The 21958-nt window shown below is 45.2% G+C and carries 17 protein-coding genes; 15 read left to right on the top strand and 2 right to left on the bottom strand.

Annotation, left to right across the window (positions count from 1 at the left end):
* Window positions 1-62: 62 nt before the first annotated feature.
* The 4 genes from MKX75_RS17455 to MKX75_RS17440 all read left to right on the top strand — a co-directional run bounded on the left by MKX75_RS17455 (window position 63) and on the right by MKX75_RS17440 (window position 5353).
* Window positions 63-743 carry a hypothetical protein gene (locus MKX75_RS17455; protein WP_339166206.1) on the top strand — a complete coding sequence of 227 codons (681 nt, stop codon included), beginning with the start codon at window positions 63-65 and terminating at the stop codon, window positions 741-743.
* Between the two features lie 540 nt (window positions 744-1283).
* Complete coding sequence (locus MKX75_RS17450) at window positions 1284-2873, top strand: methyl-accepting chemotaxis protein (RefSeq protein WP_339166205.1); 1590 nt, start codon at window positions 1284-1286, stop codon at window positions 2871-2873.
* A gap of 24 nt (window positions 2874-2897) precedes the next feature.
* A complete protein-coding gene (locus MKX75_RS17445) occupies window positions 2898-3323 on the top strand; it encodes a chemotaxis protein CheW (protein WP_169481112.1) in 426 nt (141 codons plus the stop codon).
* A gap of 14 nt (window positions 3324-3337) precedes the next feature.
* Window positions 3338-5353, top strand: coding sequence for a chemotaxis protein CheA (locus MKX75_RS17440; protein WP_339166203.1), 2016 nt, complete (start codon window positions 3338-3340; stop codon window positions 5351-5353).
* 92 nt (window positions 5354-5445) lie between these two features.
* On the opposite strand, the gene MKX75_RS17435 is transcribed toward MKX75_RS17440, so the two are convergent.
* A complete protein-coding gene (locus tag MKX75_RS17435) occupies window positions 5446-6330 on the bottom strand; it encodes a LysR family transcriptional regulator (RefSeq protein ID WP_062835045.1) in 885 nt (294 codons plus the stop codon).
* A gap of 112 nt (window positions 6331-6442) precedes the next feature.
* Between MKX75_RS17435 and zwf the strand changes: the two genes are divergently transcribed.
* The 8 genes from zwf to MKX75_RS17395 all read left to right on the top strand — a co-directional run bounded on the left by zwf (window position 6443) and on the right by MKX75_RS17395 (window position 16979).
* Window positions 6443-7966, top strand: coding sequence for a glucose-6-phosphate dehydrogenase (gene zwf / locus MKX75_RS17430; RefSeq protein ID WP_339166200.1), 1524 nt, complete (start codon window positions 6443-6445; stop codon window positions 7964-7966).
* 33 nt (window positions 7967-7999) lie between these two features.
* Window positions 8000-8665, top strand: coding sequence for a fructose-6-phosphate aldolase (gene fsa, locus MKX75_RS17425; RefSeq protein ID WP_062835043.1), 666 nt, complete (start codon window positions 8000-8002; stop codon window positions 8663-8665).
* Window positions 8666-8733: 68 nt separating this feature from the next.
* On the top strand, window positions 8734-10152 hold the full coding sequence (gndA, locus tag MKX75_RS17420; protein ID WP_062835042.1) for an NADP-dependent phosphogluconate dehydrogenase: 1419 nt from the start codon (window positions 8734-8736) through the stop codon (window positions 10150-10152).
* Window positions 10153-10395: 243 nt separating this feature from the next.
* Entirely contained in the window at window positions 10396-11499 is a 1104-nt protein-coding gene (locus tag MKX75_RS17415) for a metallophosphoesterase (RefSeq protein ID WP_076331500.1), read from the top strand.
* A gap of 326 nt (window positions 11500-11825) precedes the next feature.
* The gene (locus MKX75_RS17410; RefSeq protein WP_076331501.1) at window positions 11826-12668 is read left to right on the top strand and encodes a PRD domain-containing protein; all 843 of its coding nucleotides are present in this window, start codon (window positions 11826-11828) and stop codon (window positions 12666-12668) included.
* A 146-nt stretch (window positions 12669-12814) separates the two neighbouring features.
* The gene (locus tag MKX75_RS17405; RefSeq protein ID WP_076331502.1) at window positions 12815-14734 is read left to right on the top strand and encodes a beta-glucoside-specific PTS transporter subunit IIABC; all 1920 of its coding nucleotides are present in this window, start codon (window positions 12815-12817) and stop codon (window positions 14732-14734) included.
* A 49-nt stretch (window positions 14735-14783) separates the two neighbouring features.
* Window positions 14784-16247: a 6-phospho-beta-glucosidase gene (gene ascB, locus MKX75_RS17400; RefSeq protein WP_339166197.1), complete on the top strand. Its 1464-nt coding sequence runs from the start codon at window positions 14784-14786 to the stop codon at window positions 16245-16247.
* A gap of 165 nt (window positions 16248-16412) precedes the next feature.
* A complete protein-coding gene (locus tag MKX75_RS17395; protein WP_339170507.1) occupies window positions 16413-16979 on the top strand; it encodes a hypothetical protein in 567 nt (188 codons plus the stop codon).
* A gap of 9 nt (window positions 16980-16988) precedes the next feature.
* Here the strand turns inward: MKX75_RS17395 and MKX75_RS17390 are convergent, their stop codons facing one another.
* Window positions 16989-17873, bottom strand: a complete 885-nt coding sequence (locus MKX75_RS17390) for an AraC family transcriptional regulator (protein WP_339166196.1) — start codon at window positions 17871-17873, stop codon at window positions 16989-16991.
* A 134-nt stretch (window positions 17874-18007) separates the two neighbouring features.
* Between MKX75_RS17390 and MKX75_RS17385 the strand changes: the two genes are divergently transcribed.
* The 3 genes from MKX75_RS17385 (at window position 18008) to MKX75_RS17375 (ending at window position 21843) form a co-directional block, all read left to right on the top strand.
* Window positions 18008-20740: a family 78 glycoside hydrolase catalytic domain gene (locus tag MKX75_RS17385; RefSeq protein WP_339166195.1), complete on the top strand. Its 2733-nt coding sequence runs from the start codon at window positions 18008-18010 to the stop codon at window positions 20738-20740.
* 109 nt (window positions 20741-20849) lie between these two features.
* Complete coding sequence (locus tag MKX75_RS17380; RefSeq protein WP_339166194.1) at window positions 20850-21329, top strand: putative immunity protein; 480 nt, start codon at window positions 20850-20852, stop codon at window positions 21327-21329.
* Window positions 21304-21843: a GNAT family N-acetyltransferase gene (locus MKX75_RS17375; RefSeq protein WP_339166193.1), complete on the top strand. Its 540-nt coding sequence runs from the start codon at window positions 21304-21306 to the stop codon at window positions 21841-21843. Before MKX75_RS17380 ends, MKX75_RS17375 begins: the two co-directional genes overlap by 26 nt.
* Window positions 21844-21958 lie beyond the last annotated feature (115 nt).

The raw sequence follows: 21958 nt of genomic DNA, 5'->3' as shown, positions 1-21958 counted from the left end.
AACACCTATACAATTCTCTGTTAATATAGTTGTAACATCGATGAAAATGGGGGATACCGACCATGGCAATGTCCGAAACAGAAATGCTTGAAACTGCAATGAGTTTTGCACCTGTATTGATGTTTGACCGGAACGAACCCTTTTATCCTGATTTTGTTGGCGTTTCTGTGTTGGATCGTTCAGGACCATCGCCTTCGTTCAAGAGGGATATTCAATTCCCGGCTGAAGCAGTTCAATATGTAATTGAGTTTGCGATCTGGTGGGATTATGAGATTGGTCATCTGTATGAGATGGAACATGTGTGGATATATGTGGGTCATGACGGTGAAGTTGTGGACTGTGAAGCCAGCTTTCATGGTAAAGTGCTGCGGGGGTTGCTGAAGGATCGAGTTAATGTGGTTGGACGTCATGTATGTCTGTATTCACAGCCTGGCAAGCATGCTTTCTCACCGCTGCCAGTTGTGTTTGAATTATTGCCAGACTTATATAGTGCTGCCGGTACCAAAGCCGGATGTGATGGGTTACTCGTGAATGATTTATTCCGTGGGTATTTTGAAACGAATGAGCAGATTGATGCACAAGTAATGACTTATCTGCAGACCAAGGCGTTCGTGCCTTCCATGGAGTTCGAAGAGTATCTGTTGAAACCGGAGATGTTCATGACCTGGGACCAGTTGTTTGACATTATTCCGCAGCGGATTAAGGATCGCTTAATCGAACTGGAGCAGTTGTACGGCACGTAGCTTTATTCATGCTAATCCATAGAATTGATACGTATTTAATCAAATTCACCTTAGGTGGGTTTGATTTTTTTGTATGTCAAAGGCATTAGTTAAAGTTGCAAATTATTAGACTTAAGTCATGGGTTGAACTGTGAATATGTGAAAATAAGGCATCAATTTTTAACGAATTATAATCTTCGTTAGTCTGAAGAACTACAAGATTGTATCTTACCAAATCATGAAAATGAAGTCGTACATTTTGCTAGCGTTATGTCTAATAAATCATATGTAATATGTTTGAAAAATATATGAATTTCGTATATATGAAATTATTGATTTTAATAAACAGGCAATTAGTTAGTTACTTAATTAAATAGTAGAAACTTAATATCTAAAATAAAAATTCGTAATAGTGCAAATTTATAGAATTAAAAATTCCCTATTCAGTTTTGATATATTTCTGTCGAAATAAATCGTAAGTTGTCTGGAGCGCGACCTAGAGAAGGGTTTACCAAGCGTTATATACATAACTGGACACTACGATGCCTAGGAGGAGATTACATGAAGTGGTTTGGAAATTTGAAAACAGCAACAAAGATTATCTCAGCATTTTTAATTGTGTCGATGATCCTTGCGGCCCTTGGAATCTACTCAGTGGTTACATTAAGAAGTACGAACGAACGGATGCAAGAGATGTACAACAACAATCTGATCTCGGTTCGAGAGCTCTCTTCTGCTCAGGTCTTTTATCAGAGAATGCGAGTTAATGTGCGTGATTTGAACTACGAAACTGAAACTGCAGAAAAGAACAGAGTTAACGAAAGTATTGCTACGAATCGTCAATCCTTGGAGGAGCGACTTGCTACGTACCGCCCTCTTGCGACTACCCCGGAAGAAACGGAATTGCTTCGTAAATTAGATACCCAATACACCAGTTATATGAAACTGTATGATCAGGGTATCAACTTAGCGCAAACAAATGATGATGCCGGTTTTATTTTATTTTTGAAAGAGACCTTGAAACCTTCAGGTGATGAGGTTGTACAAGCGTTGACAGATCTAGTGAACCTCAATGTAACGCTTGCAGAACAGGCTAACTCGAAGTCAGAAGCTGCGTACTCAAAAGCATTCATCGTTACTATAATCATGGTGATTGCATCCGTACTCTTCAGTATCCTCATCGGTTACATTATATCTCGCTCCATTTCTAAGCCACTCATGGCCATGCTGGGTCTGGCTACGGAAGTTGCCGGCGGAAATCTGACCCTCAAGTCAGACATCTCCAGCAAAGATGAAGTGGGTCAACTGGCCGCGGCACTGAATCGTATGGTCGACAACCTGAAAGACTTAATCAACAATATCGTGATGAACTCCCAAAGTGTTGCCGCTTCTTCGGAACAGATCTCAGCCAGCACACAGGAGATTGCAAGTACCAGCACAAGCCAATCCAGCGAGGCAGGAAACATCTCCGAATTGTTCAAGGAGCTTTCACTGGCTATTAACTCCGTTGCTGCAAGTGCGGAAGAAGCTGCCGAACTGTCCAATGATACCGTGAAGACTGCTCGTGAAGGTGGACTTGTTGTACAGACATCATTGGAAGGTATGCAAGCTGTTAATACCAAAATGACCAAGCTTGAAGATGATTCCCGTAAAATCGGTGACATCATTGAAGTGATTGACGATATCGCTGAACAGACCAATCTGCTTGCGCTGAATGCTGCAATTGAAGCGGCACGTGCCGGAGAGCAAGGGCGAGGATTCGCCGTAGTCGCAGATGAAGTCCGGAAGCTTGCAGAGCGCAGCGGTGAGGCGACCAAAGAAATTACAGCCATCATCAAAGCGATGCAGGAAAACACGAGACAAAGCGTACAGGCGGTAGCCGCCAGTGTTGAACAGTCTTCCATGACTGGACAGGCATTTGATCAGATCATTGATATGGTCAATAACTCCTCTCAGAAAGTAAACGAAATTGCAGCTGCATGTGAAGAAGAAGCTGCTCAAGCCGCAGAAGTCATGAGTTCTGTTGAATCCATCTCGGCTTCCAGTGAAGAATCCGCAGCAGCGTCAGAAGAGACAGCGGCAACATGCCAGTCTCTGGCACATCTGGCGGAAGAGCTGGCGAATTCGGCAGCTGCCTTCAAAACCAATTAATTAAATCGAATTGAGGGTGAATCGATGTCTTCACTTCAGAAGGAACAATATATTGAACTGTCTGTAGGTGCAGAGACTTGCGCCATTCGAATCGAAGAAATTCATGAAATTATTAAAATGCTGAGCATCACAGATATCCCATTTAGCCGCCCAGAGATCAAAGGGGTAGTTAATCTGCGCGGCAAGGTTGTATGTGTGATGAGCCTGCGGAATCTGCTGGGTATGTCGGATGAACCGGACACCAGAGCGACTCGTATTATCGTAGTTCGACATCAGGATGAATATATTGGTTTGATCGTGGATCGCGTGAACAAGGTAACCACATATTCGGAAATACATCCGCCAACCGGAGGTTATGGTCGTAACCGTGAGGGATTTTTCCATGGCGTGGGTCAACAGGAAGATAAGCTTGTGGGCATTTTGAAACTGGACGAAATATTGGGCGGTTAGGGAGGTATACACGAATGATGGATTTGTCTGCCTACCGTGACATCTTTATCGAAGAACTGAATGATCAACTGGAACGTATGGATCAGTCTTTGCTGGCATTGGAGCTTTCGCCTTCTGTAGAGCTGGTTCAGACGCTGTTTCGGGCAGCCCATACCATCAAGGGATCGGCATCCACAATGGATTTCCGTGAATTAAGCGACCTCACGCATGAAGTGGAGTATGCTCTTGAATGGGTCCGGGAGAAAAAACCGGAGATGACTTCGAAGCTAATTGATACATTGTTCCGCTCTTTGGACGTCATGAAGGTGCTTCGGGATCAGTATATCCGTGGGGAAGCCTATGCAGATTTTAGGGCGGTAGTACGAGAAATAAAGGATTTAATTCAGAACCCGGCAGTAGTCGGGAAACTTAAAGTTCCTCAATTGCAACCAGCAGAATCGATTGTGGCACAGGTGGCTGTCGTGTCAGGCAAGCAGTTATTGTCCATTCACATTGTGCTGGAGCAGAAGTGTATGATGAAAGCAGCCAGGTATCACATTTTGCGGCAACGCATTGAGGACATCTGTGGTACGGTTGTCGCTACTTCACTCATGGAGAAACAATCGGACGCGGAGAATGAAGACGATCATTATAGTCAGTTCATCATCATCACGGCTACTTCAAAGGACCCACAGCAGCTTAATGCAGAGCTGTCTTCAGACTCGGATATTCATGTGCTGGAGATTGATCCCTATATGCTGGAATCCAATGAGATTGCTGCGACTTCTGCGCCAGTTGAATTAATCTCTGAAAAAGAGCAAACGAAAGCAAGCGTGACTACCGCAGCTACATCTGGTCCGGAAGAGAAAGTAAAAACGGCTCAACCTACGGTTCGTGTGAGTGTTGAACGTCTGGACCATTTGATGAACCTGGTTGGAGAGCTTTTAATTGATCAGACATCCCTCGCAGATCTTAGTGGATCGGGTGCACGCAAGGAACCTTCCTCACTCATTCAGAGCATAAGTGGTGTTTCCGATCATATGGGCAGGGTGATCAAAGAACTTCAAGAAGGTGTCATGAAGACACGTATGTTACCCATTGATCAACTATTCAGCCGTTTCCCGAGATTGGTTCGTGACCTTTCGCAGAAACTGGGTAAAGATCTGGAACTGGTCATTCAAGGTGGAGAGACGGAGCTTGACCGGATGATTATTGAAGAATTGAGTGACCCGCTGATCCATCTCATCCGCAACAGTGCGGATCATGGCATTGAAAGTGTAGAGGTTCGAGCAGAGCACGGCAAGCCGTCCAAAGGACGAATTACCTTAACTTCATTTCATGAAGAAAATCATGTCGTCATTCGTTATTCAGATGATGGCAAAGGCATCGATGGTGAGAAGATCAAGGCTTCCGCTTTGGGCAAAGGTATTATTAGTGAGGAACAGGCTGCGCGACTAACAACACAGGAAGCAGTGCATCTCATATTTGAGCCTGGTTTCTCAACAGCTTCTTCTGTCAGTGAAGTATCAGGACGCGGCGTTGGAATGGACATCGTGCGTAGTCAGATCGGACGACTCAACGGTATCATTGATATTGATACAGAGGTTGGTGTGGGCACCACGTTTACGATCCGTCTACCCCTTACATTGGCAATTATTAAAGGTCTGTTAGTCAAAGTATCGGGTCGTGTATTGATCTTGCCGATGTACAACGTTGCAGAGATTGTTCGAATTTCACCTGAGGATATTCAGATGATCCAAGGGCAACAAGCGATTCTGAATCATGGTCGTATTGTACCCTTTCACAGACTGTGCGATAAATTGAATTATCCACGAACGGACCGCAAATCCAAAACCATTCCACTCGTGATCGTGCGTTCCGTGGACAAAATTGCAGCATACGCAGTAGATGAGATCATTGGGAATCAGGAAGTTGTGATTAAAACGCTGGGTACGTATCTGGGTGCGATGAATCATCTTTCTGGTGCAACGATTCTTGGTAATGGTAAGGTTGCCCTGATATTGGACGCGTCCTATCTGGTCAGTCATTAATCGTTAGATAGTTATTATGCAGGCCGAAGAGCCTCATCATCCATAACTGGATGGTGGGGCTCTTCGTTATACCTTTTGACATGGTGGCCAACTTAGGCTTTAAAAATGAGATCCATAAAACGGTTGGCTGCCAGAGAAATCGGCATATTGCGTTTGGTCATAATCCCCACATGGGAAGGGGGAAGTGGGACATCAAGCTGAATCTCGAAGAGAGAACCTTCCTCCAGCTCTTTGGAGATAAATTCACGTGTAACATAGGAAATACCCAGTCCCCGACGTGCAAATTCAATCAGCAGATCAACGCTACCGACCTCAATCTCAGGCTTCAACGTGTAATTATAACTGTTAAACAACTCCGTTATAGCCATCCGAACCCGGCTGTTCCGGGAGAAGAGAATCAGTTGATGCTCAAGAAGCATCTCAAGCGTCATGACCTTACCTTTTAACTGAGCATAACGTTCCCCAGCTACAAAGCAGTCTTTCAACTGAATGCTTTCTCTGACTTCCAGCTGTGGATCAACAATGGGCATGCGAACAACGCCAAGATCAATCTTGCCTTCTTTTAGAAACGTAATGACTTCGGGCGTGGTTCCGTGGCTCAGATGCAGCTTGATGTTAGGGTATAAGGTATGGAATTCCTCCAGATACGCCAACATGTAATGCTTAAATAAGGAGTCACTGCCACCGATCCTCAATTCACCATTGTCGAGGTTCTTCAGTGCGGCCATTTTTTCTTCCGCAAGCGAGATCAGAATCTGGGATTGTTCAATATAGGAGTATAGACTGACACCTTCCTGTGTCAACGCTACACCCTTGGAATTTCGATAAAACAAAGTAAGACCAAAGCTCTCTTCCAATTGCTTGATGGCATGACTGACGCTGGGTTGAGTGATATACAGTGCTTTCGCAGCCTGTGTCAAACTGCCCGTTTTGGCGGCCCAATAAAAGACTTTATATAGTTCGTAATTTGTAGTCATAGATATGGTCTATAGCTCCTGTGAAATATATTAATTACTTGTATGGCTATAAAACGTATTATAGTGTAACTACAACAAAGAAACCAGAGTTACTTGGAAGGAGAACGGTGAGATGGAACCAACTACCATTGTTTTATTTGGTGCTACTGGCGATTTAGCCAAAAGAAAAATATATCCTGCCTTATATAACTTATATCTTGAGCAGAAGCTTCCTGAAACCTTCTCATTGATTGGTTTGGGGCGTAGAGAGTGGTCTGATGAATTCTTTCAGGCACAAGTGGAAAAATCATTAAATGAATTTTCCAGACGCCAAGCTGATCCTGAAGTTGTGAAGTCATTTGTGAAAGCTTTCCGCTACAGTGTATTGAATATAAGTCATAAGGAAGATTATATAAAGCTGTTGGGATTAGTTGAACAAAGAGAAGCTGAGCTTGGCATTCCGTCCAATCGCTTGTTCTATCTCTCGGTTGGTCCGGAATTCTTCGAACCGATTGCCGAGAATATTCAAGAAAGTGGGCTGGGTTCCACAGAGGGCTGGAAACGTCTTGTTATCGAGAAGCCATTTGGTCACGATCTACAGTCCGCAAGAGACCTCAATCGCAAATTAAGCGAATCCTTCACGGAAGAAGAGATTTATCGGATTGACCATTACTTGGGCAAACCGATGGTACAACGTCTGGAGACGTTGCACCAGAGTAACCCAATCATGAAGGCGTTATGGAACAACCGTTACATCTCCAACGTGCAAATTACGGCGAATGAGACTGTAGGTGTCGAAGAACGTGCATCCTATTATGATCATGTAGGTGCAGTGCGAGACATGTTCCAGAATCATATGCTGCAATTGCTCATGATGATGGCGATTCAGCTTCCATACAACAGTTCTTCCGAAAAGGTTGGATTGAAGAAAAAGCACATCATGGAATCGATCCAGCCATTGCAAAAGCAGACTGTAGGTGCAAACATCATCCGCGGACAGTATGCAGCAGGCAACATTCAAGGCCAACCGGTTAATGCTTATGCTGCTGAACCGGGTGTAGCGGAGAATACGATGAATGACACGTTCATTGCTGCCAAATTGCAAATTGATGATTTCTTCTGGCGTGGTGTTCCGTTTTACATTCGCACGGGTAAAAGAATGAAGGAGAAATCAACACGTATCGTGATTGAATTCAAAGAACCTTCAGGCCAGACGAATGTCCTGAAAAACAAAGGTTCCAAGCCAAACCTGCTCGTCATAGAGATGAGTCCGGATCAGAGCATGACATTGCAACTGAATGCAAGTGATCCTGAGAATAAAGGTGAATTCAAACCGGTTCATATCGATCTTTCTCCGGATAAAGGTGACCTCGCGGAAGCTTACGAGAATCTGATTCGTGATGCTTTGCTGGGTGATCCAACATTCTTTGCTCACTGGGATGAAGTAGAATTGTCCTGGGCTTGGGTGCAACCAATTCTGGACGCATTCCAGGAAAATCTGTTGCCACTTCACCTGTATCCTGCGGGCAGCTATGGACCTGCTGAATCGGATGCTATGCTTGAAGCAGAAGGCCACCACTGGTGGTTTGATGAGCCGGCGGATCAGCATTCTGTTGTTGCAAGTAGCACACCCTTGGCGGTTAATGCCAATCTCTAAACCATAATAAAAATATCTGGAGGTAATTCAATCATGAAATTTTTTATCGATACAGCTAACGTGGAAGATATCCAAAAAGCATACAAAATCGGCGTATTGTCTGGCGTAACGACGAACCCTTCTTTGGTAGCCAAAGAAGGTGTGAAATTCGAAGATCGTATCGAAGAAATCCTGCGTTTGGTACCTGAAGTTGAGTCCGTTTCTGCGGAAGTAACACCAGATGCCCTTACTGCTGAAGAAATGATCGCGCAAGCAGAAGAATTGATCAAAATTAACAACAGTGACAAAAACATCACGATCAAATTGCCAATGACACTTGCAGGACTTGAAGCTTGCCGTTACTTGACCAAAAAAGGCGTGAAAACCAATGTAACGTTGATCTTCACTGTGAACCAGGCGCTTCTGGCTGCTCGTGCTGGTGCAACATATGTATCTCCATTCCTGGGACGTCTTGATGATATCTCCGAAGATGGCGTACAATTGGTTACCAAAATTGCTGAATTGTTCCGTACACATAACCTGGATGCACAGATTATTGCGGCTTCCGTAAGACATCCGGATCACGTTACACGTGTAGCAATGGCGGGAGCACATATCGCTACTGTTCCATTCTCCGTCATTGAACAAATCTCCAAACACCCGCTGACAGATCAAGGTATGGACAAATTTGCAGCTGACTGGAAAAAAACAGTACAATAATCACTGAATATTTATTCGTTTCAACTTACTATAAACCTATATAAATAATGGAGCATTGGGAGGACATAATGAGTAAACAACAGATTGGTGTTATTGGATTGGCAGTAATGGGTAAAAACCTGGCTTTGAATATTGAAAGCAAAGGTTTCTCGGTAGCGGTATTTAACCGTTCCCCGGAGAAAACGAACGATCTTCTGAAAGAAGCAGAAGGTAAAAACCTGACAGGCGCGTTCACCATTGAAGAATTCGTAGAGTCCCTGGAGTCTCCGCGTAAAATTCTGATTATGGTGCAAGCAGGTAAAGCGACAGATGCAACCATTGAGCAACTGCTTCCTCATCTGGATCAAGGGGACATCATTATCGACGGAGGTAATGCTTACTTCCCTGACACACAACGTCGCAGTAAAGAGCTGGAAGAAAAAGGTTTCCGCTTCATCGGCGCAGGTGTATCCGGTGGTGAAGAAGGCGCACTGAAAGGCCCGGCTATCATGCCAGGCGGTCAGGAAAGTGCTTATCAGTTGGTAGAACCGATCCTGACAGCGATCTCCGCCAAAGTTGGCGATGACGCTTGCAGCACTTATATCGGACCAGACGGCGCCGGACACTATGTAAAAATGGTGCATAACGGTATCGAGTACGGAGACATGCAGTTGATTGGTGAGGCTTACCACCTGCTCAAATCCGTATTGAACGTTTCCGTTGAAGAGTTGCATGAGATCTTCACCGAGTGGAATCAAGGGGAGCTGGACAGCTACCTGATCGAAATCACGGCAGATATCTTCTCCAAATACGATCCTGAGACGGGTAAACCAATGGTTGACGTTATTCTGGACGCGGCTGGACAAAAAGGAACAGGTAAATGGACAAGCCAAAGCGCGCTGGATCTCGGCGTACCATTGTCCATGATCACGGAATCCGTATTCTCCCGTTTCCTTTCTGCCATGAAGGACGAGCGTGTAGCAGCTAGCAAAATCCTTAATGGACCAGCAACTGAAGCATTCTCTGGCGACAAAAAAGCGTTCATCGAGAACGTTCGTAAAGCGCTGTTTGCAAGTAAAATCGTATCCTACGCTCAAGGATTTGCACAAATGCGTGCAGCTTCCGATGAGTATGGTTGGGATCTGAAATATGGCAACATTGCCATGATCTTCCGCGGCGGCTGCATCATCCGTTCGCAGTTCCTGCAAAACATCAAAGAAGCGTATGACAAAGATGCAGCACTGAAAAACCTGCTCTTGGATCCATACTTCCAAAACATCGTTGAGTCTTATCAAGGTGCATGGCGTGAAGTTGTAGCGGCTGCTGTAAAACAAGGTATTCCGGTACCTGGATTCTCCAGCGCACTGTCTTACTACGACAGCTACCGTACGGAGCGTTTGCCAGCGAACTTGCTGCAAGCACAACGTGACTACTTCGGTGCGCACACATTCAAACGTGTGGACAAAGAAGGTTCATTCCACTTCCAGTGGATGGACACTAACGAGTAATATCCGTTCCGAATATATAGCATTCTTGCAGTCATTCATGAATTTAACTTCATGGTACCTGCAAGGGTGCTTTTTCTCGTTAATGGTTCGAATTTGATATTATCAAATTGTAATAAAATGTACGAATCTGGGTTTGGCAAACAGATGATCTGACCCTTCAACTACGTTATACTTGTTCAGACGGACCTACATCCGTGATGAAAATTCAGAATAAAACTTATTGACGTGGAGGTTAGACCGGGCATGTTTGTATTAGCGGGTATATTGTTTTTGGTCGTATACGGTTTATTAGTGTTCTACATAGGCTGGAGCGGGTGGAGTTGGATGAAACCTGTCGTGTCCGCCAGATTCCGGTGGTTTTATATCATAGCGCTTGTATTCCTTGCCGTTTCCTTCATTTTGGCACGAGTATTTGGAAGCATTTCGTTTCTTAGTATCATCGGTTCCTACTGGCTGGCGATCTTCTCGTTGTTATTGCTGATCTTGCCAGTCATTCACTTGACGATGTGGCTACTGAGATTAACCCGCATTCCTAGACATCACACACAGAAATGGGCAGGAGTCGTTACACTGGTGCTGTTGGTGTCCACAATGGGTTATGGAATCTTCAACGCCTATAGCCCGGTAGTGAGAACGTATAACATTCAGATTGATAAAAAAGTAGAAGGTGTGGACAAGCTTAATATTGTCATGGCTGCCGATATGCACTTCGGACTTCTATCTGGCCCTGCACATGCCAAACGAATGGTGGAGGAAATTAATGCTCTGAAGCCGGATCTGGTGCTGTATCCGGGAGATATCATTGATGACAATCTGGATATGTACCTCAATAGCGGAATTGCCGACATTATCAGTGATATTCAGGCTCCGTACGGCGTTTATGCTTCTCTCGGGAATCACGACAAATTCGATGGTCCGATTGAAGATCTGATTGCTGCGCTGGAGAAGAGCAACATGCAAGTTTTGTACGATGACAAGATCGTCTTGGATGACAAGATCACCCTAATTGGACGGAAAGACCGGACAGAGAAGGATCGTGCAGAAGTAGCCACATTAATGCAAGATACGGACTTGAGTCAACCAGTACTTATGATGGATCACCAGCCATATGATCTGGATATTGCCGAGCAAAACAATGTAGATCTAGTCGTATCTGGTCACACCCACCGTGGTCAGATCGCACCGGCTCAGTTCATCACACAGGCTATTTACGAGAATGATTGGGGTTATTTGCAAAAAGGCTCCATGCACTCCATCGTAACGTCGGGATTTGGCTTCTGGGGACCTCCGATTCGCACAAGCAGTCGTTCGGAGATTGTACAGATTAATGTGACGTTCCAACAATAATAGAGAGGGCCCTTCGAGAGAAGGGTCTTTTTTTGTTCAAAGCAAGTGATGAGTTGTTTGATGAAGCCGTTTGAAATTGCATCAACATGTGAATATTAAAACATATGTGCCCTGAAACGTGGAAGCTTAGGAAAATGACGCATGTAAGGGAATGAAGTGGAATAGCAGTAGCAGTAATTTTGGTTGACACCGTTTTCAGGTTATGATAAATTAGATCCGAGGCTTGTTACCGGTAATGCGGGCAAAACCACTATGGAAATGATTTTATTATTTCTGTTTTGGTTTTGCCCTTTTTTAATCCTCAAAAAAAACCAGGTGGGTCCAGAATGATTATTAAACAGATATTTAATAACAATATTGTCAGTACCGTGGATGATAAAAATCAGGAACTACTGATCCTCGGCCGGGGTATCGGATTTAAGTTCAAAGCAGGCGATGAGATTGATGAAGAGCGGATTGAGAAGGTATTCCGTCTTCAGGATGCATCGATCTATGAGAAATTTAAATCCATCGTAGCTGAAGTGCCTATTGAGATTCTGCAGGCAACAGATGATATTGTGACACTGGCACGAACGCAACTGAACAAAACCATCAGTGACGGGATCTATGTCTCGCTATCTGATCACATTCACTTTGCAGTTCAACGCTTGGAAAAAGGAATGATTACTCGTAATCCACTTTCCTGGGAAGTTCAGCACTTCTATAAAGCGGAGTACGATGTGGCCAGAGAAGCACTGACCTTGCTGAAGGAAAGACTGGATATTGAGTTCCCCAAAGATGAAATCTGTAATATTGCTTTGCATTTCATCAATGCGGAAGTCAATGATTCCATGAACGATGTCACTCATCTGATGCAGCTGTTGCAGGAGATTATGAATATCATTAAATATCACTTCAACGTCGAATTGGATGAAGATAGCGTCAACTATTTCCGCTTCATTACCCATTTGAAATATTTCTGTCAGCGTGTCATTACCCATTCTTCACATGATGATGCCGAGGAGTATTTATATGAAGTGGTTCGGAAAAACTATCCGGAGACATTTAAATGTATTGGCAAGATCGAGACTTTTATCCATAAGAACTATCAGTATGACATGACTCACTCTGAGCAGTTATATCTAACGCTCCATCTGGAACGTCTGATGAAAACCAAGCGGGACATATAAAGTTCGCGCAATAGAATGAAATCACAACTGGATATCCTATGGGCTTGTTACTGTTCAATCAGGCAATACCCGAATGAGATGGCGCCATCAATGTGCGCTATATTCGTTCGGGTATTTTTTATTGGAAAAATGAGGAGGAAAACATCATGAAACATCAGGAAACGGCGCAGGAAATCATTAAAGCCGTTGGGGGAACAAACAATATTAACTCGGTGTATCACTGTGTTACTCGACTACGCTTTGATTTGAAGAATAACGATAAAGTCGATAATGGCTCACTCAAGAAATTGGATAAGGTCATGGGAACAAATATTTCCGGCGATCAATTCCAAGTCATTATCGGTAATGACGTGGCAAAAGTATTCGATGCTATGGTGAAGGAACATCCGGCAATCCAGCAAACTACAGAAAATAAAGAGCCAAAGTCAGATAAAAAACAAAATGTCGTGCTGAAAATTTTTGAAACAATCGCAGGTGTCTTTGCTCCGATGCTTCCAGCGATTACCGCGGCAGGTATGCTCAAAGGATTACTTGCACTGTTCGTATCCTTAGGTTGGATGTCTGCTGGAACGGATACGTATCGTATTCTTTCAGCCATCGGTGACGGTGTATTCCACTACCTGCCTTTACTGATTGCAGTCAGCGCTGCTCGTAAATTCGGCAGTAACCCGTTTGTTGCGATTGCACTAGGTACGGCACTGATGTATCCAGACATGACAGCATTGCTATCTAGCGGTGAATCGGTTGGATTTTTGGGAATCCCGGTTACGGCTGTAAGTTATGCTTCATCGGTTATCCCAATTCTTCTTGCAGTATGGTTGATGTCCTATGTTGAGAAATGGGTTGACCGCGTTATCCCTGCTGCACTCAAGCTATTGCTTGTGCCACTGATTACCTTGCTTGTGATGGTTCCGGTAACGCTGATTGCGATCGGTCCATTGGGTACATTTGTTGGTAGCGGATTGTCCGGCGGCATCAACTGGCTGCTGAATGAAGGCGGATTGATTGCAGGTATTGTTCTTGGCGGTGCGATGGCGCTCATTATTATGACAGGAATGCACTATGCACTTGTGCCGATCATCCTGAGTAATATCGCTACACTGGGCTTTGATAAATTCTTGCCATTGACCTTTATCTCCAATATGGGTCAGGCTGGTGCAACACTCGGCGTATTCTTCCGGGCAAAAGATAAAAAACTCAAAACCGTGGCATTGTCAACGAGCTTCACCGCACTTATGGGTGTAACGGAGCCAGCGATGTACGGCGTAAACATGAAATACAAAAAACCATTTGCCGCAGCCATGATTGGTAGTGCAGTGGGTGGCGGATTCGCCCTTGCTTTTGGCGCGAAAGCGTATGTGCTTGCGGGTAACGGTGGTCTCCCAGGACTTCCTTCCCTGATCGGACAGACCTTCTGGTATTCCTTTGTGGGTATGATTTTGGCCTTTATTGTGGGTGCGATCATGTCTACGATATTTGGTATCAAAGAAGAAGAAGGAGACGCTGAGGCATTGGCTCAATTCTCACCAGGCGCTTCTTCGGCACCAGCGAAAGTAGCTTCCAGCGATGCTGCAAGCGTGAACGTGGACGACATGGGCGCTCCAGAACCAACGAGTGATGCAGTAGCCGTTGCACCGATGACAGGTAAGTCGATCCCGCTCAAAGAAGTCAATGATCCGACATTCGGTGATGAATTGATGGGTAAAGGTGTAGCATTTGTTCCAACGGTAGGCGAATTGGTTTCTCCAGTGACAGGTACCATCATGAATGTGTTCAAAACGAAACATGCGATCGTTGTCCGCAGTGATAACGGAATGGAATTGCTGATTCATGTTGGAATTAACACGGTGAAGCTGCGTGGACAGTATTTCGATGCACATGTTGCTACAGGAGCACGTGTACAGGCTGGAGACAAGTTACTTACTTTTGAACTGGCCGAGATTGCAAAAGAATACGACATTACAACGGCTATGGTTGTTACCAATACGGCTGATTATAAAGAAGTTGTACCTGTGAAATTGGGCGAAATCACGATGGGTGAAGACGTATTGAAAGCTGAAATCTAAACGGTCTGTCTTAGGACTAACAATATCAACAAAAGAAGGAGAGATTCGAATGATTAATCGACAAGGGTTTCCGGAAGGTTTTCTATGGGGCGGCGCTATTGCCGCTAACCAGGCTGAAGGTGGATTTGACGCTGGCGGCAAAGGATGGTCGACAGCCGACATGGTTCCTTATTTTGAGAAAAAGGATTACACCAACCTTAGAGAACTGATGCATGTTACCAGTGCAACGGTTGAGAAAGCCATGGCACATCACAGTGCAGAAGGTTATCCGAAACGTTACGGGATTGATTTTTACCACCGTTTCAAAGAGGATATTGCGCTGTTCGCTGAGCTGGGCTTCAAGACATTCCGTCTGTCCATCAACTGGCCGCGTATTTTCCCGAATGGTTATGATGCCGAGCCGAATGAAGAAGGATTGCGTTTCTATGACGAAGTGTTCGATGAACTCCGTAAATACGATATTGAACCGCTTGTAACACTCTCACATTATGAGATGCCTATGGCGCTTGTCCTGAAATATAACGGCTGGGCTGGCCGCGAAGTGATTGGACATTTTGTAAGATATGCCGAGACAGTGATGAACCGATACAAGGACAAAGTAAAATACTGGTTGACGTTTAATGAGATTAACACAACGATTATTGAACCGTTCACAGGTGGCGGTATTATTGAAGACCGAGTTGAGAACACGATGCAGGCTTCTTATCAGGCACTTCATCATCAATTTGTAGCCAGCAGTTTGGTAACTGAAAAAGCGCGTCAGATTAACCCGAACTTCCAGATCGGATGTATGCTTGCGCGTATGATTCACTACCCGGCGACGTCGAAGCCAGAGGATGTGCTGCAAGCACAGATCGATAACCAGTTGAACCTGCTGCATACGGATGTACAAGTTCGTGGTAGTTATCCAACGTTTATGGCTCGGTACTGGGCAGAGAACGGAATTACCATTGCCATGGAACCGGGGGACGAGCAGATCCTGCGTGAGCATACGGTTGATTTCATCTCGTTCAGTTATTATACATCCTTGGTGTCCGCAGTGAACCCAGAGGAATATGGAGTAACTGGAGGTAACCTGTACAGTACGATTAAGAACCCGAATCTGGAGCGTACGGAATGGGGCTGGCAGCTTGATCCGATCGGTCTGCGCGTTGCATTGAGAGAGCTGTATGACCGTTATCAACTGCCATTGTTTGTGGTGGAGAACGGCCTTGGTGCCAAAGATACCGTTGAAGCAGACGGTTCCATCAACGATGATTACCGTATTGATTATCTGAGAAAACATATCACACAAATGAAAGAAGCCGTTATGGATGGTGTGGACCTGATGGGATATACCAACTGGGGCGCAATTGATATCATCAGTGCATCCACTTCGGAAATGTCCAAGCGTTATGGCGTAATCTACGTGGATCAGGATGACAACGGACAAGGCACATTGAATCGGTATAAGAAAAAAAGCTTTGGCTGGTACCAAAAAGTCATTGCCTCCAATGGCGAAAACTTGGAATAGATCAACTATATAGGCACCCCGGGCGCAGCTGGTATTGAGGCGCCGGGGCGCCTTTTTACTATAATTTCGCAGGAATTCATCAACACTATTGCGCTGTAATGTAAAAAGGATGACTTCATAACATTCTGGATGGTATACTGTGATCGTATTGGGGGAGGGATAACCATTAAGAAGCCTATTATTGCTGTAGATATGGATGACACGATATGTCATCTGGTCAAGCGGGCTATTTATCACAACAACCTGAGCTTCCCGACCCATCCGTTGCGCTATGAGGATATGATTCATTGGGATACATCCCATTTGCGTCATCCGGAGAGCACACATGATGTATTTTATGGTCGGCCGGGTCTGTTCGAGGAATTGGAATTATACGACGAATATGTTGTAGATGAGATGCGAAAGCTGAACGATGCTTATGATGTCATTGTCGTTACGGCAGCAGAACCAAGAACAGTCGTTGAGAAGTGGAACTGGCTTCAGCAGCATATGCCTTTTATAACCGCAGAACAGTTTATTACATGCAAAAGAAAAAATCTGCTCGGTTTCGATCTGCTCATTGATGATGGAGCACATAATTTGATTCCGGCGCATGAGGATGGCAAGAAAGTCATATGTATCCCGCATCCATGGAATATACAGGAGCGTGAACGATACAACTTTCCGTTGATGTCTTCATGGAAAGAGGCCAGGGCCTACATAGATGAAGTATTACAGGTTGTTGGTGTCTGAAAGTAAATCTTATTGTCCAGAGTGCTGTGCTCTGGATTTTTTGCGATAGGCGAGAGGTGTTTCGCCTGTTATTTTTTTGAATGCAGCATAGAATGAATCCATGTCCCGATATCCGACTAGCTCGGCAATCAGGCTGACTTTGTGCAGTGAACTCTTAAGCAGTTCACAGCTTTTTTGTATACGGAGATGTTGCAGGTGGGCGCTAAAGGTCTGTCCGGTATGCCGAAGAAACATTCGTCCAATGTGCTTTTCGCTCCAGCCTGATACACGGACCAGATCAGATATTCGGATCCGGTCGCTCACGTGTTGTTTGAGATAGTGAAGGATGTACTCAAAATCAGTGGAATGAATCGCTTCATCCTGAACCTCTTGATAAAGTTGTCTGTAGGTCATCAATACCAACTGGCTCACCAGGGTGTATAACATGGTAGACGAACCGATTCCGGGAACGGAAGATTCACGGTATAACTTCACCAGTAGTTCTTCAATCCGGTCGTTGTGATCCACAACGGATATATAAGGAACCTGATTTTGTGCCAGGTCCATTAGATGTTGAATGATTTCATTTTCCTGAATGATGGCAGTCAGCGTGTTGATCAATCCAGCATTAAAGAGGCAATTATATATAATTAACGGATGCTCGGATACGTTGGTGCTCACAGGACGGAAAACATGAGGAACGCCGACGGGAATGACAAACAGCATGCCCTTCGTCACCGGAATGACATCTTCACCGATATGATGAAAGCCCTTTCCTTCGGCAACATAGCTATACTCAATAAAATCATGTGCGTGAAAAGGAAGCACAAAATCTTCAGAGCATCGATTGACGAAAAGCTGCAGATGATTATGCAGAAAGTACTCACTTTTCATGAGTTGTACAGATGAATTCACAAGCAACCTCCTCGCACAGATGGCTAAATTACCGGATGAAATAGTCCTGATTACCGGGTATTTACGGCAACAGGCTCGATATAATTATATCGTAACCCCGAATGGGAAGCCAAGATGGAAAGGACGATTTGCTAATGTTCAACGTTAGTCACCTTCGCTGTGAGTATAAAATTAATCCGATAGGCCTCGATGTAAAATCACCGAGATTAAGCTGGCAGTTACAGTCTGATCGTCGGAACTGCATGCAATACGCATACCAGATCCAGCTGTCCATGTCAGAAGATTTTGATGGGATTGCATGGGATTCTGGCAAGATAATCACGGATCAATCCATACATGTGGAATTAAACCATTTTCAGCCTGCTCCGCGAACGCGATATTACTACCGGATTCGGGCATGGGATGATGCAGGAAGTGATTCGGGCTGGTCCGAAACGGCTTATTTCGAGATGGGACTTATGGACAGTCATAACAAGTGGCAAGCAGAATGGATCACAGCTCAACCATCAGATGATGATGGAGATACGTCATGTCCGCGTATGCGCAAGCAGTTTAATGTGAAACAATCGATTACGTCTGCCAGAATATATGTAACAGCACTTGGATTATACGAGTTGCATATAAACAACACAAGAGTAGGAGAAGATTATTTTACACCCGGCTGGACCTCTTATCGTAAGCGATTACAATATCAAACCTATGATGTTACTCACATGCTCCAACATGGACAGAATACTTTAGGTGCTTATCTGGGAGATGGCTGGTACCGAGGGTATCTTGGCTGGAACAAAGAACGAGAAGTATTCGGTTCAACATCCGCATTGCTGCTGGAATTGCAGATAAAATACGCAGATGGTTCGGAGGAATCTATTTTATCTAACGGGGATTGGACGGCAGCTCCAAGTGCCATTCGCATGTCGGACATTTATATGGGCGAGACGTATGATGCACGAATGGAGTCCGATTGGGCGGATTCATCTCAGGCGAGTTGGTTACCCGTGAACGTACTGGAACATCCGAAAGATATCATCGTTGCACAGGAGAACGTACCCGTCACCCAAGTTGAACAGCTACAGCCAATTGACTTGCTGACAACTCCACAGGGAGATCGTGTAATAGACATGGGGCAGAATATGGTGGGATGGGTGAAGTTCAGCATTCAAGGTAAGGAGGATCAGACGGTTGAGCTGCACCATGCTGAGATCTTGGATCATGAAGGCAACTTCTATACCGATAATCTTCGCGCCGCCGAGCAGTGTATTCGCTACACTTGCAAGGGGGATGGAGTAGAAACGTTTGAACCGCATTTTACATTCCAAGGGTTTCGCTATGTAAAGCTGGTTGGCTTCCCGGAACACGTTCGTCTGGAAGAATTTACCGGAATCGTACTTCACTCGAATATGGAGCAAACAGGTCAATTCTTATGCTCCAGTCCACTGGTGAACCAACTGCATCACAATATATTGTGGGGGCAAAAGGGGAATTTCCTGGATGTGCCGACAGACTGTCCACAGAGGGATGAACGGCTTGGATGGACGGGTGATGCACAGATGTTTGTCCGCACATCTTCCTACCTGATGAATACGGCTCCCTTCTTCACCAAATGGCTACGGGATCTGGAAGCGGATCAGGGAGAAGATGGCGGTATTCCGTTCTTCGTTCCGGATCTGAGAAGTTCCACGTCGGAAGGATGGGGTGACACGAGTCATTCCTCCGCCGCTTGGGGTGATGCAGCAGTTATCTGTCCATGGACCATCTATGAGATGTATGGGGATGCGAGATTGCTGGCTGAGCAATATGGGAGCATGCAACGTTGGATTGAGTACATTCACATGCAGGGTGACAACCCGTATCTGTGGAACACGGGATTCCACTTTGGCGATTGGCTGGGACTGGATTCCAAGCCCGATAGTTATGTCGGCGCAACGGACACGGACTATGTGGCGACTACATTCTATGCCTATTCGGTTTCGTTAACTCAAAAGGCAGCTGAGGCACTTGGAAAGACAGACGATGCTGAATATTACAAGCAGCTGCATACAAACATTGTTCATGCGTTTCGAAATGAATTCGTGACGCCAGCCGGCAAAATTGCTGTTCCTACGCAAACAGCGCATGTTCTTGCGCTCCAATTTGACCTGCTGGACGCGACTGCCCGAACTCGTGCTGTCGAACAGTTGGCAAAACTCGTGAAAGAGGCGGGCAATCATCTTACTACAGGTTTCGTGGGCACACCTTATCTGAATCCGGTGCTGAGTGATGCAGGTCTTCACGACCTGGCATATACATTACTTTTTCAAGAGGATTACCCGTCCTGGCTGTATCAGGTGACTCAAGGGGCAACGACTGTTTGGGAACATTGGGATGGGATCAAAGAGGATGGCAGTCTCTGGAGTGCGGATATGAACTCATTTAACCACTATGCGTACGGGGCGATTGGGGAATGGCTGTATCGTTATGTTGCTGGCATTCGGTCCGATGAACATCAGCCAGGATTCCGATTGGTGCATATCGAGCCGCAACCTGGACCAGGACTGGACTGGGTAGAAGCGAGTTTGGAGACGATGTATGGTCAAGTTGCTTCAAGCTGGCATCGGCTGGTGGAGGGTGAAATGGAGATTCGGGTGCATATTCCCGCCAACACGAGAGGTACGGTACGTCTTCCTGGAGCAGGTGCACAGATCGTTCTGGAGCAAGGGAAACCGTTGGATCAGCTGGATCAGATAAGTGGAGTTCAAGATATTCAAAACATTGGAGACGATGTTGAAGTCACACTTGGATCTGGAAGTTACCAATTTACGTACAAAGACAAGGATGCGAAAAAGGATCGGGATGTTCAGGAGACTGCATTGACAGAGTCCGTATAATGATAGAATAAGCGGTAAAAGGTACACTTAAAGAGGATCTGCACACACGCAGATCCTTTTTCGAACTTGTCTGAGAGTGAATTTGTAGTACTTGAACGATGAAAGGAGCATGACCATGGCAAAACCTGCATTCAAAGATGCACCTTTACGTAGTGAAATAGAGGAAATGGCTAAGCAACAGGATCACCATGCATTGGCCTGTTGGGCTGCGGAGTGTGCGGCACGTGTCTTGTATATATTTGAGAAGAAGACGGGGGATCTCCGCGCCCGTGATGCCATTGATGCAGGGAGAGGTTGGATCCGTGGAGAGATTGCCATGGTTGATGCTCGAAAGGCGGCTTTTGTAGCTCATGCTGCTGCACGGGAAGCCGATCATGCCGCTGCTTCTGCTGCATCTCGTGCGGCGGGACACGCAGCTGCAACGGCCCATGTGAAAGACCATGCGGTGCATGCCGCAACGTATGCAGTGAAAGCTATCTTTTATGACACTCTAATGGAAGAGCAAGAACGTCGTGTCCTAGAAGAGAGAACGTGGCAATATCAATATCTGTTGGGAGGTTGTAATGATCATGGGGAAAGAACACGTTAGATTAATTAAACCATCACGAACATATAAGGATGCGTATTTGGCATTTTATGAAGACTGGGTCAGAAGTGGAGAATTGATGGTACCTTGGGTCATTTCCAAAGAACCCTATGCGTTTGACGAGATGTTGGCATTTTTGGAGCGTAATGAACAAGGCGTCGACATCCCGGAAGGCTGGGTCAAAGACAGTACATACTGGCTGGTTACGGAGAGTCAACAAATCGTGGGCGCCGTGAATATAAGGCATGAGCTTAACGACAAATTATTGAACAGCGGAGGGCATATCGGTTACGGTATTCGTCCGGGGGAGCGGCATAATGGCTATGGTTCTGAAATTCTCAGGTTGTCTTTGGAGAAAACGAGAGAACTCGGAATCACCAAAGTATTAGTCGTATGCGACGCGATTAATGAGCCTTCCAGAAGGGTTATCCTTCGTAATGGTGGCATCCAGGATGAAGACTATGTCGAGTCCAATGGTAACGTTGTTGAACGATTCTGGATAGAGAATGTCGAATAATGCAGAATAATGATGTAATTTAACGAAAATAATATAGATTATGATTGTATTACCCTCGCGTGCTGATTAAAATGAAGCTAGAATCTGGATTGCGGCCGGAAACTATCATCCCATA

The organism is Paenibacillus sp. FSL R5-0341, from assembly GCF_037975235.1.
Lineage (GTDB): Bacteria > Bacillota > Bacilli > Paenibacillales > Paenibacillaceae > Paenibacillus > Paenibacillus amylolyticus_A.
This window is presented reverse-complemented; position numbering and strand designations above follow the sequence as displayed.

Bases quoted from the DNA above. Each gene is read 5' to 3' on its own strand.
- MKX75_RS17455 (WP_339166206.1), top strand. From the start codon at position 63: ATGGCAATGTCCGAAACAGAAATGCTTGAAACTGCAATGAGTTTTGCA.
- MKX75_RS17450 (WP_339166205.1), top strand. From the start codon at position 1,284: ATGAAGTGGTTTGGAAATTTGAAAACAGCAACAAAGATTATCTCAGCA.
- MKX75_RS17445 (WP_169481112.1), top strand. From the start codon at position 2,898: ATGTCTTCACTTCAGAAGGAACAATATATTGAACTGTCTGTAGGTGCA.
- MKX75_RS17440 (WP_339166203.1), top strand. From the start codon at position 3,338: ATGATGGATTTGTCTGCCTACCGTGACATCTTTATCGAAGAACTGAAT.
- MKX75_RS17435 (WP_062835045.1), bottom strand. From the start codon at position 6,330: ATGACTACAAATTACGAACTATATAAAGTCTTTTATTGGGCCGCCAAA.
- zwf (WP_339166200.1), top strand. From the start codon at position 6,443: ATGGAACCAACTACCATTGTTTTATTTGGTGCTACTGGCGATTTAGCC.
- fsa (WP_062835043.1), top strand. From the start codon at position 8,000: ATGAAATTTTTTATCGATACAGCTAACGTGGAAGATATCCAAAAAGCA.
- gndA (WP_062835042.1), top strand. From the start codon at position 8,734: ATGAGTAAACAACAGATTGGTGTTATTGGATTGGCAGTAATGGGTAAA.
- MKX75_RS17415 (WP_076331500.1), top strand. From the start codon at position 10,396: ATGTTTGTATTAGCGGGTATATTGTTTTTGGTCGTATACGGTTTATTA.
- MKX75_RS17410 (WP_076331501.1), top strand. From the start codon at position 11,826: ATGATTATTAAACAGATATTTAATAACAATATTGTCAGTACCGTGGAT.
- MKX75_RS17405 (WP_076331502.1), top strand. From the start codon at position 12,815: ATGAAACATCAGGAAACGGCGCAGGAAATCATTAAAGCCGTTGGGGGA.
- ascB (WP_339166197.1), top strand. From the start codon at position 14,784: ATGATTAATCGACAAGGGTTTCCGGAAGGTTTTCTATGGGGCGGCGCT.
- MKX75_RS17385 (WP_339166195.1), top strand. From the start codon at position 18,008: ATGTTCAACGTTAGTCACCTTCGCTGTGAGTATAAAATTAATCCGATA.
- MKX75_RS17380 (WP_339166194.1), top strand. From the start codon at position 20,850: ATGACCATGGCAAAACCTGCATTCAAAGATGCACCTTTACGTAGTGAA.
- MKX75_RS17375 (WP_339166193.1), top strand. From the start codon at position 21,304: ATGATCATGGGGAAAGAACACGTTAGATTAATTAAACCATCACGAACA.